The 13,870-nt window shown below is 64.8% G+C and carries 13 protein-coding genes; 3 read left to right on the forward strand and 10 right to left on the reverse strand.

Features of this window, described 5'->3' with window-relative positions:
* Positions 1-15 precede the first annotated feature (15 nt).
* The 3 genes from H5T74_01535 to H5T74_01545 all read left to right on the forward strand — a co-directional run bounded on the left by H5T74_01535 (position 16) and on the right by H5T74_01545 (position 2,704).
* On the forward strand, positions 16-1,341 hold the full coding sequence (locus H5T74_01535; protein ID MBC7229058.1) for a homocitrate synthase: 1,326 nt from the start codon (positions 16-18) through the stop codon (positions 1,339-1,341).
* Entirely contained in the window at positions 1,338-1,739 is a 402-nt protein-coding gene (locus tag H5T74_01540; GenBank protein MBC7229059.1) for a hypothetical protein, read from the forward strand. The genes H5T74_01535 and H5T74_01540 overlap by 4 nt, the downstream gene beginning before the upstream one ends.
* A 587-nt stretch (positions 1,740-2,326) precedes the next feature.
* Positions 2,327-2,704, forward strand: coding sequence for a hypothetical protein (locus tag H5T74_01545; protein MBC7229060.1), 378 nt, complete (start codon positions 2,327-2,329; stop codon positions 2,702-2,704).
* A gap of 43 nt (positions 2,705-2,747) precedes the next feature.
* Here the strand turns inward: H5T74_01545 and H5T74_01550 are convergent, their stop codons facing one another.
* The 10 genes from H5T74_01550 to H5T74_01595 all read right to left on the reverse strand — a co-directional run bounded on the left by H5T74_01550 (position 2,748) and on the right by H5T74_01595 (position 13,689).
* Positions 2,748-3,773: a hypothetical protein gene (locus H5T74_01550; protein MBC7229061.1), complete on the reverse strand. Its 1,026-nt coding sequence runs from the start codon at positions 3,771-3,773 to the stop codon at positions 2,748-2,750.
* Between the two features lie 470 nt (positions 3,774-4,243).
* Complete coding sequence (locus H5T74_01555) at positions 4,244-5,500, reverse strand: acyl-CoA dehydrogenase family protein (GenBank protein ID MBC7229062.1); 1,257 nt, start codon at positions 5,498-5,500, stop codon at positions 4,244-4,246.
* Between the two features lie 10 nt (positions 5,501-5,510).
* Entirely contained in the window at positions 5,511-6,620 is a 1,110-nt protein-coding gene (locus H5T74_01560) for an acyl-CoA dehydrogenase family protein (protein ID MBC7229063.1), read from the reverse strand.
* 178 nt (positions 6,621-6,798) lie between these two features.
* Positions 6,799-7,464, reverse strand: coding sequence for a TetR/AcrR family transcriptional regulator (locus H5T74_01565; GenBank protein MBC7229064.1), 666 nt, complete (start codon positions 7,462-7,464; stop codon positions 6,799-6,801).
* 160 nt (positions 7,465-7,624) lie between these two features.
* Complete coding sequence (locus H5T74_01570; protein ID MBC7229065.1) at positions 7,625-9,172, reverse strand: NAD(P)/FAD-dependent oxidoreductase; 1,548 nt, start codon at positions 9,170-9,172, stop codon at positions 7,625-7,627.
* Positions 9,173-9,185: 13 nt separating this feature from the next.
* On the reverse strand, positions 9,186-9,359 hold the full coding sequence (locus H5T74_01575; protein ID MBC7229066.1) for a hypothetical protein: 174 nt from the start codon (positions 9,357-9,359) through the stop codon (positions 9,186-9,188).
* Between the two features lie 73 nt (positions 9,360-9,432).
* On the reverse strand, positions 9,433-10,218 hold the full coding sequence (locus H5T74_01580; protein MBC7229067.1) for an HAD-IB family hydrolase: 786 nt from the start codon (positions 10,216-10,218) through the stop codon (positions 9,433-9,435).
* Positions 10,219-10,679: 461 nt separating this feature from the next.
* Positions 10,680-11,897, reverse strand: coding sequence for an alcohol dehydrogenase catalytic domain-containing protein (locus tag H5T74_01585; GenBank protein ID MBC7229068.1), 1,218 nt, complete (start codon positions 11,895-11,897; stop codon positions 10,680-10,682).
* Positions 11,898-12,162: 265 nt separating this feature from the next.
* Entirely contained in the window at positions 12,163-12,948 is a 786-nt protein-coding gene (locus H5T74_01590; GenBank protein ID MBC7229069.1) for an enoyl-CoA hydratase/isomerase family protein, read from the reverse strand.
* A gap of 84 nt (positions 12,949-13,032) precedes the next feature.
* A complete protein-coding gene (locus H5T74_01595) occupies positions 13,033-13,689 on the reverse strand; it encodes a hypothetical protein (protein MBC7229070.1) in 657 nt (218 codons plus the stop codon).
* Positions 13,690-13,870: the final 181 nt, after the last annotated feature.

Genomic DNA, 13,870 nt, shown 5'->3' on the forward strand with positions numbered 1-13,870 from the left:
ATCCGGAGGGTATAGATGTCTCGATCCGGAACGCCCGGAACCGGCGCAGCCGGAGGCTCCGGGGACAACAAAAAGATATATATCGTGGACGTGACCAACCGGGACGGAGTCCAGACCTCCCGCCTGGGGCTGGCCAAGCTGGAGAAGACTATCATCAACATGCTCCTGGACGAGATGGGGATATGGCAGAGCGAGTTCGGCTTCCCCACAACGCGCCACGAGGTAAATTACCTGCGGGCCAACCTGGAGCTGGTTGAGATGGGGGCCATCCACCACACCCGCCTTTCGGGGTGGGTGCGCGCCATACCCGAAGACGTGGCCCTGGCGCGTGAGCTGGTCCCCGAGCTGAAACATATCAACGTATCCATCTCCACCAGCGACCAGATGATCCGGGGAAAGTGGAACGGCCGCTACGGCTTCGAGGACGTGGTGCGCATGATGTGCGATGCCCTGGACGCCGCCGCCGATCTCGGCTTCGTGGACGTGGGCGTGAACGCCGAGGACGCCTCCCGCACCTCCGACCAGCACCTCATCGCCTTCGCGCAGGCTGCAAGGGAGCACGGAGCGGTGCGCCTCCGTTACTGCGACACCCTGGGCTTCAACGACCCCTTCACCATCTACGACCGTATCAGGTTGCTGGCCGAGGAGTCGGGCATCGACATCGAGCTGCACTGCCACAACGACCTGGGCATGGCCGTGGCCTGTTCGGTCTGCGGCGCCAGGGGGGCGCTGGACGGCGGGGTGAACGCCTTTATCAACACCACCATCAACGGCATGGGGGAGCGGGCCGGAAACGCCGACCTGGTCTCCGTGATCCTGGCCATCAAGAAATCGTCCCTTTTCGACGGCGAGGACGTGCTGGACGACTCCATCAACCTCATGGCCGCCTGGAAGACGGCGAAATACGCCTCCTATGCCTTCGGCGTCCCCATCCCCATCAACCAGCCCGGCGTGGGCGACAACGCCTTCGCCCACGAATCCGGCATCCATGCCGACGGGGCCCTGAAGAGCCGGCGCAACTACGAGCTTTACGACTACGAGGAGCTGGGACGGGGAGAACCGGAGATCATCGAGACCGGACGCAACATCACCCTCGGCGAGTACTCGGGCATCAAGGGTTTTCGCAACGTCTACGAGAAGCTGGAGGTGGAGTTCCAGTCCGACGAAGAGGCCAGGGATATCCTCGAACTGGTGAGATACGCCAACGTCTCCACCCAGAAGCCGCTGGTCGAGGACGAGCTGCTCTTCATCGCGCGCTATCCGCAGCAGGCGCGCAAGATCCTCACCCTGGACCCTTCCCACGTGAAGATAAACCGCAACCTCCAGGAGGGGATAGCATGAAAGAGGTGCCGGAAGAGATATTGAGGAAGCTCGCCTCCTACTACAACCTCTCCAAGCACGGCGAGGCCTCGGAGGCCATCCCTCCATGGATACGCAACATCAACTATATGAGCAAAACGGACCTGGAGTACGAGACCCGCGACGCCATCCGCACCTGCCGCGACCTGCGCCGCAAGATCAACGACCTGGAGTACGAGGGCGAGCGCCTCATCCCCGTGAAGAGCAAGCGAGACAAGTTGATGCAGGACCTGCAGCGGGAATGGACCTATATGAGCTATTACCTCTATACCCTTTTCCTGCACTCGGGCGTGGAGGTCAGCGAGGAGGACTTCGACGAGTACCTACGCGAGGAGACGGGGAGCAGGTCCTTCATCACCAACCTCTCTACGCAACGTTAGGCCCCTGCCCTCGACGCCGGCCCAGCAGCGACAATCCCCTTCGTGGGCCGAAACCGGGTCGTGCTGGATCCCCGGTCAGGAGTCAAGTCCTTCCACGTGAGGCCCGCGGCATCCCCCCTTTTCTTTTCCGTCTAATCCGCAAACGGAGCGCTCGTCCCTATACAGCCTCGGGCCGCGGTGCTGTACCGCCGGGCTCCGGCGTCCGGCGCTCTCTGTGTTTTCCGCTTCTACCCTCTCCACACGTGACTCGAGGCCGCTCCGGCCAGGCGGGCCGGCGGTGGGCCCCACCCCCCCGCGTGGGAACCGGCGAGGCGGACCGCGCCCGTCTGATGGTAAGAACCGTGCCCACTGGCGAGAAGGGCTAAAACAGGCGGCGCGCCCTTCCCATATGGCTGCTTCTCGAGTATCGGGGCCGCTCCGGCCAGGCGGGCCGGCGGTGGGCCCCACCCCCCCGCGTGGGAACCGGCGAGGCGGACCGCGCCCGTCTGATGGTAAGAACCTTGCCCACTGGCGAGAACGGCTAAAACAGGCGGCGCGCCCTTCCGATATAGTTTAAGGTCGAGACTCAGTCGAAGGGGTGTTGCGGCTTGGACGTGAACGAACTGGCGGAGAAGATCGCCTGCCTGATCCTCGAGCGGGGTCACCTGTACGACGAGGATATCCTGGACGAGCTGCCCATAGACGACTTCGAGCTCATCAAGGCCAAGAACCTGCTCTGCCGCTACCACGGCATCGCGGTCGAGAAATGGCACCGGGACGGCGAGGAGAGCCGGCAGGCGCTTTTCCTCACCCCCGAGTTCTGCGGCGAAGACGCCGGGGAGCTCATCCGCCGCGTCTTCCACGACCCCGGATTCAAGACCAGGCGCCGCATGAAGGAGGAGTCGCGTAAGTCGGAGCTGCGCGGCGAGGTGCGTGAGCTCCTGGGCCGCCTGCAGGAGGAATGGGGCGATCTCCCGCGCCGCTGAGCACGGGGAAGCTCCGGACACACGGGATGGGGCGGAAGACCCCTCACAGAAAATGCAGAGTGACCTCCAGCCGCCCCGGCATGGACCTCTCCCACTCGAAGGACACCGGCCTTCCGCGGGCGAGAAAGGAAGTGGTGATGCCCGCCACCATGGGGTAGTTGAAGGGGTTCTCCACCCGGGCGCGCATCCCGTCGCCGGTGGGCTCGGTGAAGATGGGATTGCCCATGCCCCTGTAGGCCAGGAAGAAGAGGTCCCTCACCCGCTCTTCGGGGCGCCTCCTCTTCCACTCCAGCCCCGGAAGAAGGGTATCCACCATCTCCTTGACCTCCGTGGCCAGGAAATCGTCCACCCAGCTCCCGAACCGGGAGCGCGCCTCCAGGTAGGCGGCGTTTATGCCCGCGACGTCTATGAGGGTTACCGGCTCGCCGTTGAAGGTGTCCACCATGAGGCCGGCGGCGGTATCCCAGGACAGAAAACTGACCGGGAACGGGGTGCCGCAGCTCTCGCAGCGCTTGTAGCTGATGTAGCCGGGCAGGGGCACTTCCCACGAGAACGTGTACCTCTCGATCTCCTCGCAGCGCTCATTCCCCGTGGCCCTGACCGTGAAGACGGTCTCTCCGCCGTCCTCTCGGACGTCGATCTCCCCCTCCTTCTCCTCCACGGCGTAGTAGGCGCCCAGGATGTCGCCTGCGAACAGATGCCGGTTGTAACACTGGGTGCAGGAGATCACGCGCTCCCCTCCCCTGGAATATTCCCTGAGAACGGCGTCGGCCATGCCCAGGATGCGCGCCTGATCGCACAGGAGCTCGTAAAACGGCTTTCTGTAGCGGATGGAGGATATCATCAGTTTCTTCCATCCCGTCATGAGCGAGCGCACGTACTGCCAGGCGTCGAAGGCCTTGGCGTAGGTGATGGTGCGCTCGAACTCCCGCCCCATCTTCTCCCCCACCCTGGCGATGACGCCGTTGATGATCTTGCGCTCCACGATGATCAGCCGCTGCGCCCCGTCTCGGCTCATGATGCGCCCCTGCTCCTCCCAGCGATGGCTGGCGGCCACCGCGAGGGGCACGCCGCATTCCCGGCAAATGGAGATCACGGGGCTCAGACGAGAGAGTCCGCTGCCCCGCAGCCATCTTCTTCCCCTGGGGCGGCCCGCGCCGCCCGCCTCCGATCCTCTTTTTTCCAGGTCGCTCCTCCCTTGCCCGTTTCTCTACGCCGCAGAAGTGGGAGATGTGCTCCTGGTCGAGGCCATGACCGCGCTCCCTCCCACAAGGTATCGCATCCACCTGCATACGGCACCGTCATCGCCACCATCCAACGCCGCCCCTATTCTATCAGTTTCTGGTCCGTAAGGCGTATGCTTACAGCGAGGGGTCGCGTCCGCCCTTAACCGCTTCCGCCGGCGCGGGTGGACACCTCGCGCCTCTTCGCCGCCGAAGGTCGAAAGCCCCCCTGATCGGATCATGCGACCAGGGGAGCGCACATATAAAAGGGCGCCTCCTCCGCGGAGGCGCCCCTCGATACCGGGTTGGCCGCAGATCACTTGAGCTGTTCGCGGGTGAAGCCCAGCACTCGCCTGGCGGTCACCAGCAGCTGGATCTGCCCGGTGCCCTCGAAGATGTCGTTGATCTTGGAATCGCGCATCCACTTCTCGAGCAGGAGCTCGCGGGAATACCCCAGCGGCCCCATGATCTCCACCGCCTTTTGGGTGATGCGGGTGACCGCCAGTCCGGCCTTGGCCTTGGCCATGGAGGCCTGGAGGTCATTGCGAAGACCGTTGTCCAGCATCCACAGGGCCCTCCAGGTGAGCAGGCGTGCGGCCTTGAGATCCGCCTCCATCTGCATGATGTCCCTCTCCAGGGAGGTCATGCGGTGGGGGTTGATGCCGTAGCGCAGCTCCACCCCTTCCTCGGTGAGGTATTCGCGCAGGAAATCGAGGGCTGCCTGCCCCACCCCGATGGCCATGGCCGCCACCAGAGGCCGGGTGGCGTCGAAGGTGGCCATGACCTTCTTGAAGCCCTCGGTCTTGGTCTTGTCCACCACCTCCGGGCTGCCCAGGATGTTCTCTTTGGGGATGCGACAGTCCATGAAGGAGATGGAGACGGTGTCCGAGCAGCGGATGCCCATCTTGTCCTCGATCTTGGTGATCTGCATGCCCGGGGTTCCGTGCTCCACGATGAAGGGCTTGATCCCCGCGCGCCCCGCGCTCTTGTCCACGGTGGCCCAGACCACCACGAAGCCCTCGGAGTCCTCCAGGGCGCTCTTTCCCGAGGTGACGAAGATCTTCTCCCCATTGAGCACCCACTCATCCCCGTCCAGGACGGCGGTGGTCTTGATGTTGGCGGTGTCGGAACCCGCCTCGGGCTCGGTGATGGCCATGGCTCCCCAGACCGGCTTGTCCCCCGTGAAGCGAGCCAGGAACTTCTCCTTCTGCTCCGGCGTGCCGCTGGCCTGCACCGCGGCGCCGCCCAGCCCCGGACCCGGGAAGGAGAGGGCTATGCCGGCGTCGCCCCAGAAGATCTCCTCCACGGTCACCGCTCCCGCCAGGTTGGTCTCCTTGGGTTTCTTCTCCTTGGGTTCTCCCTCACCTTCTCCCTTGTCCTCTTTCTTCTCGGTGCCGAAGGCGCCGGCAATCCCGCCGCCCATGACCTTCTGCACCATGTTGAGGAGGTCCCAGGGCTTCTCGTGTTCTTGCTCGTCGTACTGGCGCGCGAGGGGCCTGACGGCGCTCTCCGCGAACATGTGGATCATGTTCCGGGTGGCCTTGATGCGCGGCGAGAGTTCAAAGTCGATCATCTTCCACCTCCTATACCATCACGAAGCCCTCGAAGGCGGCGAAACCGCGCGCGTTGCGGAACCAGAGCTCCACGGGATTGTCTCGCACGTAACCGTGTCCGCCCATGATCTGCACGCCACGGTCACAGACCATCATGGCCATGTCGGCGGCGTAGTTCTTGGCCAGCGCCGCTTCCTTTTTGAAGTCGATGTTGCGGTCGCAGCGCCATGCCGCCTCCCAGGCCAGCAGCCTGGTGGCATCCACCTCGATGGCCATCTCCGCGATCATGAAGGCGATGGCCTGGCGCGAACCTATGGGCTCCCCGAAAGCGATCCTCTGGGTGGCGTAATCGCGCGAGTGCTCCAGGGCCCTGCGGCTCATCCCCACCGCCAGCGCCGCCAGGGCGAGGCGAGAACGGGAGAGCAGGCGCAGGAAATCGCACCCCGCCTCTCCGCCGAGGCGGGCGGCGGCGGGCACGCGGCAGTCCTTGAAGGTGACGGGATAGGTGGCCAGGGCCTTGATGCCCATGTTCTTCTCGCGCTCCCCCACCTTAACGCCCTTGGCGGATACGGGGACGATGAAGGCGTCGACGCCCGCAAAGCCCATGCCCGGGGCCGTGGCCGCGAACACCAGCATGTTCTCGGATTCCTCCGCCAGGGGGACCAGGCATTTCTTGCCGTTGAGCACGTACTCGTCGCCGTCGTTCACGGCGGTGGTGCGCAGGGCCGAGGCGCAGAAGTTGTAATAGGGCTCCACGAGGGCACAGGACGCCGCTTTGAACTCCTCGCCGCAGAAGGCGGGCAGGATCTGCTTCTTCTGCTCCTCCGTGCCCTGGTCAAGCACGGAGATGGCCAGCACCGAGGGGGCCATGAGGTGGAGGGCCATGGAGAGGTCGCCCCAGCCCAGTTCCTCCAGGGCGATCACCCCGGTGACCGCGGATATCTCCTCCCCGAAACCCTCGTACTCCTCGGGGATGCATCCGCCGAGCAGTCCCAGCTCCCAACCCTTGGAGATCACCTCCGCGGGGATGGCGTTCTGTTCGTCGCACTCCCTCATGATCGGCTCCATCTGGTCGGCCGCGAAGGAGTTGACGGTCTCCTGGACCATCTTCTGCTCGTCGCTAAGCTCGAAAGAAACCATAGACTTCACCCCTTGCTCTCATCTCGCTTCCATGTCTTTATCACACGGGACCCGGTTGCTTCTCGGCTCTCTCCGTCCCTCCTTTCGACTCAATGGCGCCCGCGCGCCTCTCCTGCAAGACCACACATGATGCCCCGCGCCGCAGACGGCCTTCCGCCTGCCGCCCCTCGGCCCGTTCTCATGCCCTTCCCAGGGCGCTGCGCAAGGCCCTCCTCACGTCCCCCTCGTCGGGGATGAGTGCCCTGATATGGTATTCCACGATCATGTCCGTCAGCTTCTCCGCGTCCACGCGGCTGCCGTTCTGCAGGTGCTCCATGAGCAGGTAGACGGTGGACCCCATGACGATGGAGGTGACCATCTCCACGTCGCAATCCCGCATCATCCCTCGGTCGCGCATCATGCGGAACTCCTCCACCAGTTTCCCGCGCGCGAAACGCGAGAGCACCTCCACCCGCTCTGAGAAGTCCTCGTCCCTGCCCAGGGCCTCCCGGTACACGATATCGGTGAGGTAGGGGTTCTCCCGGTGGTAGTCGAAAAGGCGCATCATGTTGTCGCGCCACGCCCGCAGCACCGCGCCTCCTTTACCAAAAGCTTCCTGCAGGTGGATGTGGTTCTCCTCCAGGATCTCGGCGTAGCCGCGGAAGAACTCCTCGATGAGCTCCAGGAAGATGTGGCGCTTGGATTCGAAATAGAGGTAGAAGGTGCCCCTTCCCACCTTCGCCGCCTCCACGATGTCCGAGACCGAGGCCATGCGGTAGCCCTTGCGGGCGAACACCTCCGCCGCGGCCTTCATGATATGTTCGCGCCTCTCGACGGCGGGCATGCGCTTTTTTGGTACTGACATGTCATTACAATAATATCGGCCCGCCTATCTGTCAAACCGTAACCTACGGCCGGCGATCGGCAATGCGTACATCTTCACGCGTCGCCGGCGGCGGAGCGCTATGCCCGCGGCCCTCGCCCCGCGGGCGCCCGGCGCTGCGAGCCCCCGCCGCGAGCCGCTCTCAGGCCAGCTTCTTTGGCCAGTCGTTGAGCAGGAGGCTGGCCACCGCCATGCCCGAGATCATGGCTCCCGGTACCCCCAGGCCCGGGTTGGTGCTCTGCCCCGCCTGGTAGAGATGGTCGATGAAGCGCGAGCGATAGTTGGGGCGGAAAGGCCCCATGTTGGGCAGGCTCATCTCGATGCCGAAAAAGGCGCCCTCGGCCACGTTCAGCCTGCGCTCCAGCTCGGGGGGGGGAACGGAGTCCAGCCACTCCACGCGCTCCTTGAGACCCGGGAAGCAGCGCTCGTCCAGGTATTCCACGCACTCCTCCGCCCATACCCCGGCGATATCGTCCCAGTCGTCGTACTTCAGCCGGTAGGGAGCGATATAGATGACGTAGAGCGACTGCTTTCCGGGCGGCGCCATCTGAGGGTCGTCGAAGGTGTTGTCGATGACCAGGTAGACCCCGTCCCTGGCGCGGTAGAGGAGCCCGCGGTCGTAGAAGTCCGTCCAGATATTGTCAACCCTCTCCTTCTTGTGGGCCACCAGCGACATATGGGCCTTGACGCTTTCCAGCCTCTCGGAAAGACCCACGTAGAACATGGGAGCCGGTATGGAACACGGCTGGCGACGTACGGTGCGCGTGACCCAGCCCGGCAGGCCCGCGTCCCTGAGCAGGTTGAAGTAGGTGAAGCGTGAATGCGTGTTCGAGATCACCGATCTCGCGGTGATCACCTCGCCTCCGGAGAGCCTGACGCCCCTGGCCTCCCTTCCCTTAAGGACGATGCTGTCCACCTCCGCCTGCAGGCGCAGTTCCGCCCCGTTGTCCCGGGCGATGCGCGCCAGGGCCTTGGGGATGGAGACCATCCCTCCTCGGGGATAGTAATAGCCCATGTGTCCCATATAGGTGATGAGGGCGAAAAGCCCCATGCAGCGGTGGGCGGGGAGGCCGGCGTAGAGATTCTCCCAGCCGAAGATGAGCTGCGTGCGGGGGTCGGAGAAATAACCCTTGACGAACCTCTCCAGGTTGTTGAGGCCCATCTTGAGGTTCACGGGTATGGCCCGTACCAGGGCTCCGGTGTCCACCAGCTTCGCCAGGCCGGTGATCTTGGTGAGGTTCCTTATCTCCGGCATGGGCTTGGCGGAGACGGCGGTGAGGAGGTCCTGCACTTTGGCCATGTCCCGGCAGTAGCGGTAATAGCCGTCCACGTCCTGGGGGGCGAGCTGTCTCACCACCTGTGCCATCTCGTCCACGTCCCGGGGCAGGGCGACGTCGGTCCCGTCCTCGAAATAGACCTGGTATACGGGATCGATGAGGTCCCACTGCAGATAATCCTCAAGGCGCAGGTCCAGGAGCTCGAATAGCTTATAGTAGAGCTCGTGCCCGATGACGAACACCGCTCCCACCTCGGGCTTGAAGCCCTTGACGTCGTAATTGGAGCAGCAGCCCCCCACGCGCTCCAGCCTTTCCAGCACCAGCACCTTGAGGCCTTCCTTGGCCAGGATAGAGGCGGCGGTCAGGCCCCCCACTCCCGCTCCCACGATGATGGTGTCGTAAACGTAAGACATCTTTCCGCCCTCCTCAGATGAAGACCCTGAACGGCATCTCGCGCAGTTCGAAGAGGTTCTTCTTGATCCGCCGCTGCTGCTCCTCGTCGAGGCGCAGGGCCCATGCGGCGCCCAGCAACGCCCCCGCCAGGAAGAGCAGGATCTTCAGGGCTGTGGACGGGTCTTTGTGATGACGGCGTTCCTTCATCGGCAGCCTCCCGCGTTCGGCCCCCTCCTAGGACGCCTGCTCATGATAATAACCTTTTTGCACGCAAGATGCATCATGTGTTCGCTCTTCCCTCCCCGCGACGCCGGACAACATCCTCCGCCCGCCGGTGTTCCGGAACAGCGGCCTGGACCTCGAAGGTCAGCTCCAGCGCTGTGCTCGGTTCGGTGAAACCCGCGTGTTCACTCCAGTAGAGGACCGGCCAGCCTTCCGCCAGTGCGATCTTTCTCAGTCCCCTCTGGGGGTTCACCGCCACCGGATGGCCCACCGCCCTCAGCAGCGGGAGGTCGGGGACGCTGTCGGAGTAGAAATAACAGTCCGCGAGATCGACCCCCCGCGACGCCGCGTATCCCCTGGCCAGATCGGCCTTGCCCTCCCCGTAGGGAAGGGGGCGCTCGAGCTCGTCGGTGAGGTAACCGTCCCTCACCGGGGCCTTGGCGGCTATCTTGTCGTCGGCTCCCAGCTGTACCCTCACCTTCTCGCACATGTATTCGCCCGCGGCGGTGGCGATGACCGTGAGGTGACCGCGCTCCCGGTGCTCGGCTATGCGTTCCGCCCCCTCCCGGAAGAGGCGGGGCATCACGCATGCCTCGTAGGCCTCGTCGAGCATGCGCACCAGCTCCTCTATGGGGTATTTCCCGCACTCCCGGAAAGTCCAGCGGTACACCTCTTCGCGCGGAAGGCGGTTAAGGCGGTAGAGGGTAGTGAACTTCACCGCCTTCCAGATGGCCTCCAGCCCCAGGAGCCTCTTCTTCACCATGTACAGGACCACCAGGTTTCCGTTGGCGCCGTCCAGCAGGGTGTGGTCGAGGTCGAAAAAGGCTATGGGTCGAGACTGCATGTGATCTCCTTTTTTTCTAGAGAGCGTATGCGTGCCAGGCCTGGACCTCGCTGCGCTCCGTCCAGGCACTGGACACCGCAGCGCCTGCGGCGCTGTCGCTTCCGCGATGCAGGCTTTCGATGGAGAAATGATAACACCCGGCCCCCCGTGCACCGGCACCGTAGCGCCTCCAGCGCTGTCGCTTCCGCGATGCAGGCTTTCGACTGAGAAATGATAACGCCCTGCCCCCGTGCACCGGCACCGTAGCGCCTGCGGCGCTGTCGCTTCCGCGATGCAGGCTTTCGATGGAGAAATGATAACACCCGGCCCCCCGTGCACCGGCACCGTAGCGCCTCCAGCGCTATCGCTTCCGCGATGCAGGCTGCCGTTCAGCACCGGATGACGCCGCGCCCCCATTTCGGTCGGCACCGCTGCGCATCCCCGCGATCGTCTTCCTGCAAAGGGACTGCCGTCAATTTCCATCATATGGTGAACACTATCTTGATCGCTTTCTCGCGGCCCTTGTTGAGGGCGGTATCCAGAGCCTTCGGCCACTCGTCCAGGGTGAAGCGGTGGGTGATGAGATGCGAGAGGTCGGCCCTGCCCTCCGCGAACAGCTTCAGGGCCAGCTCGAAGGCATGCATCCTCTCCCCCTCCACCTCCTCGCTCCCGTAGACGTAGATACCCCGGAGGGTGAGCTCCTTGAGCCATACCGGCGTCCAGTCCACCTTCCTGACGGGGCTGATGCCCAGTAGGTTGTAGGTGCCCGCGTGGGCGAGCACGCGCAGCGAGAAATCCAGGGTCTCCGTGGACCCCACGGCGTCGAACACCCGGTCCACTCCGCCGATGAGGATGGGCTTGGCCATGAGGGGGGTGTACATCTTAGCTCCCGTCAGCTCCGCCACGCGCCGGTAGGTCTTCTTTCCCCCGGGCCTGATCACTTCCTCCACCCCCATGCCCTTCGCCACCTCGCTGTGGAAGGGGTCCAACTCCACGCCCAGGATGCGCGCGTCCGGGTGGAGGGCCTTGACGGATGCTATAGTGCACAGCCCCATAACGCCGAGCCCGATCACCATCACCGTCTCTCCGGGACGCATGCGGTTCCCAACCACCATGTGCAGGGCTACCGCGAAGGGCTCCGTGAGCACCGCGTTCTCGTCGCTCACGTTCTCCGGCACCCTGTAGAGCTGGTCGGCATGGGCCACCCCCATCTCGCTGATGAATCCGGGTACCCCCGCGGTGTTGCCCACGAACATCCCCGCCGCCAGCTCTCCCTCCGTCCAGTTCTCGCATATACCGTGGCTCCCGTCCGCGCATACGCGGCAGGGAGGGTCGATGCGCCGCTGCCGGCATCCCAGGGCGGGCATCACCGTCACCCTGTCCCCCACCTCGAATCCCTCGACCTCCTCCCCTTTCTCCGCTATCTCGCCGCACACCTCATGTCCGATGACGAAGGGGAAGGAGGCGAAGGGCTGCAGGGTCAGGCTCTCGTGGCACTTCACGATGCTGAGGTCGCTGCCGCAGAAACCCGCGAGCTTCGGCCTCACCTTGACCCAGTCGGGTCCCGGCAGCCCCGGCTCCTCCACCTCCCGCACCCGGGCTGGGGCCAGCCGCGAGGTGAGGACCTCGGGCCGGCGGTCACAGAGAGCCCCCGTGAGCAGGTATTTCGGTATGCTGTACTCGAAGGTGAGCGCCTTCATCCTCTCCCCCTTTCCGCCCCGCACGCCGACGGCATCACTCGCCTCGGACCTCGCCTTCGACGCACGGGACAACCCTCACCGGATCCCGTTCCGGCGATCTCCCGTCTCCCCGTCCATCCTCGACGCCTTGACGGCCATCTCACCCTGCACGGCGCCGGGCTAGGAGCGGGGAAGACTCCCCGTCCGTCTTCCGCTCTCGATCCCGCCGGCCCGGCTCCGTAATCCGAACGTATCCGCCGTCGACTCCCGCCGCGAGACGGTCTCCTCACTGGCCCTTGAACTCCGGGGGGCGCTTCTGTAGGAAGGAGGTTATCCCCTCCATGACGTCGGCGGTGCTCACCGCGATCCCCTGCATGGAGGCCTCCATCTCCAGGCAGGTCTCCAGGTCCGACTCAAAGGAGCGGTTGAGCATGCGCTTGATCATCCCGATGGCGCGCGTGGGCCCGGTGGCCAGTTTCCGCGCCTCCTCCATGGCCTCCTCCATGAGGCGCTCGTGGGGCACCACCCGGCTCACCAATCCCAGCTCCAGCGCGCGCCGGGCGTCCACGGGCTCGCCCGAGAACATCAGCTCCTTGGCCCGCGAGAGCCCTACCAGGCGCGGCAGGAAGAAGGTCCCGCCCGCGTCCGCCACCAGCCCGCGGCGCACGAATATCTGGATGAAGCGCGCCTTCTCGGAGGCGATGAGGATGTCGCAGGCGAGGGCGAAATTGCAGCCCGCGCCGGCGGCGTCCCCGTTGATGGCCCCGATGACCGGCTTCTCCATAAGCGCCAGGGACCTGATGCAGCGCGAGTAGATATGGGTGGAAAGCCGCATGCCCATGGGGGTGTGGGCGTCCGCCCTCGCGCCTCCCCCCGTGAGGTCGGCCCCGGTACAGAACCCCCTGCCCTCGCCGGTGATCACCACCGCCCTGGCGTCGTCGTCCTGGTGCAGCTCCTCGAAACGCTGGATAAGGGCATAGAGCATGTTGTAGTTGAAGGCGTTCATCTTCTCCGGCCGGTTCAGGGTTATTACCTCCACCTGTCCCTCGCGCCGGAACAGGACCTCTTCCATGTCTCCCTCCTTGTTCGCCGCCGCTGCCTCATACTCTTCCCGGGCCGGCCCCGGACCCCTCCGCTGGCACCGGGGTTTCCGTCCTCAGACCTCCTCGACCCTCCCGGAGTCCCGGGGGACGAGGGCGAGAAGATCGGGGCCCAACAACCTCTGTACCGCTTCCCTGATCTCCCGTGCCGTGTTGCGCAGGAAGTCCATGGACTGCCCCAGGGGATCGTCTATGCTGAAACGGTGGTCGTAGAGGTGGAAGTAATGCAGGAAAAAGGACTGCAGCCTGGCGTTGAGCCCCGCTCCCCCCACCAGCTCCTCGAGACCCTCGATATGCCGTATCCATCTCCTCAGCTCGCGCAGTCGTTTTTCGGGGTCCCGCTCGTCCAGGCCGCGCCCCTTCACCTCACCCTGCAGCACGAACTCCTTGAGGGTGAACACCCTGTCCACCGCCTCCTGATGGCGGGTCAGGAGGCGGGAGCTGTTGTGCATGGCCATAGCGAGGATGAGATCCGACTCCGCAATGTCCTCCTCCTCAAGAGGCCTCGCCCTGTGCCCGGAGACGTCGAGGCCCAGGGACCGCATCACCTCCACCACTTCAGCGGGAGGGGCCTCTCCCGGCACCGCCTCCAGCCCTGCGGAGGCCAGCCGGACCTCGCATCCGCCGTTGCGCCCGGCCAGCAGAGCACGGGCGAAGGCCTCGGCCATGGCGCTGCGGCAGATGTTTCCCGTGCACACGAACAGTATCTTCAAGCGTTCCGTCCTCGTGATCCCTCTCCCCGACGCGCCCCGCCTCTCACCGGGTGCTCGTTCCTTCTCCTTCCTCCGCTATTATCGCCTGCCGCGGCCGCGCGCTCAACGTTCGCCACCTGTGGCGCGGCTGCAGGCCGTCGCCCTCCGCCGCTCCGGGGTCAGCGAGCGGCCCATGTCCGCC

The organism is Actinomycetota bacterium (assembly GCA_014360645.1).
Taxonomy (GTDB): Bacteria; Actinomycetota; Geothermincolia; order Geothermincolales; family RBG-13-55-18; genus Solincola_B.

Excerpts from the sequence above, each read along its gene's own strand:
- H5T74_01540 (MBC7229059.1), top strand. The coding sequence starts at position 1,338 with ATGAAAGAGGTGCCGGAAGAGATATTGAGGAAGCTCGCCTCCTACTAC.
- H5T74_01560 (MBC7229063.1), bottom strand. The coding sequence starts at position 6,620 with ATGGTTTCTTTCGAGCTTAGCGACGAGCAGAAGATGGTCCAGGAGACC.
- H5T74_01585 (MBC7229068.1), bottom strand. The coding sequence starts at position 11,897 with ATGAAGGCGCTCACCTTCGAGTACAGCATACCGAAATACCTGCTCACG.
- H5T74_01570 (MBC7229065.1), bottom strand. The coding sequence starts at position 9,172 with ATGTCTTACGTTTACGACACCATCATCGTGGGAGCGGGAGTGGGGGGC.
- H5T74_01575 (MBC7229066.1), bottom strand. The coding sequence starts at position 9,359 with ATGAAGGAACGCCGTCATCACAAAGACCCGTCCACAGCCCTGAAGATC.
- H5T74_01580 (MBC7229067.1), bottom strand. The coding sequence starts at position 10,218 with ATGCAGTCTCGACCCATAGCCTTTTTCGACCTCGACCACACCCTGCTG.
- H5T74_01565 (MBC7229064.1), bottom strand. The coding sequence starts at position 7,464 with ATGTCAGTACCAAAAAAGCGCATGCCCGCCGTCGAGAGGCGCGAACAT.
- H5T74_01590 (MBC7229069.1), bottom strand. The coding sequence starts at position 12,948 with ATGGAAGAGGTCCTGTTCCGGCGCGAGGGACAGGTGGAGGTAATAACC.
- H5T74_01555 (MBC7229062.1), bottom strand. The coding sequence starts at position 5,500 with ATGATCGACTTTGAACTCTCGCCGCGCATCAAGGCCACCCGGAACATG.
- H5T74_01535 (MBC7229058.1), top strand. The coding sequence starts at position 16 with ATGTCTCGATCCGGAACGCCCGGAACCGGCGCAGCCGGAGGCTCCGGG.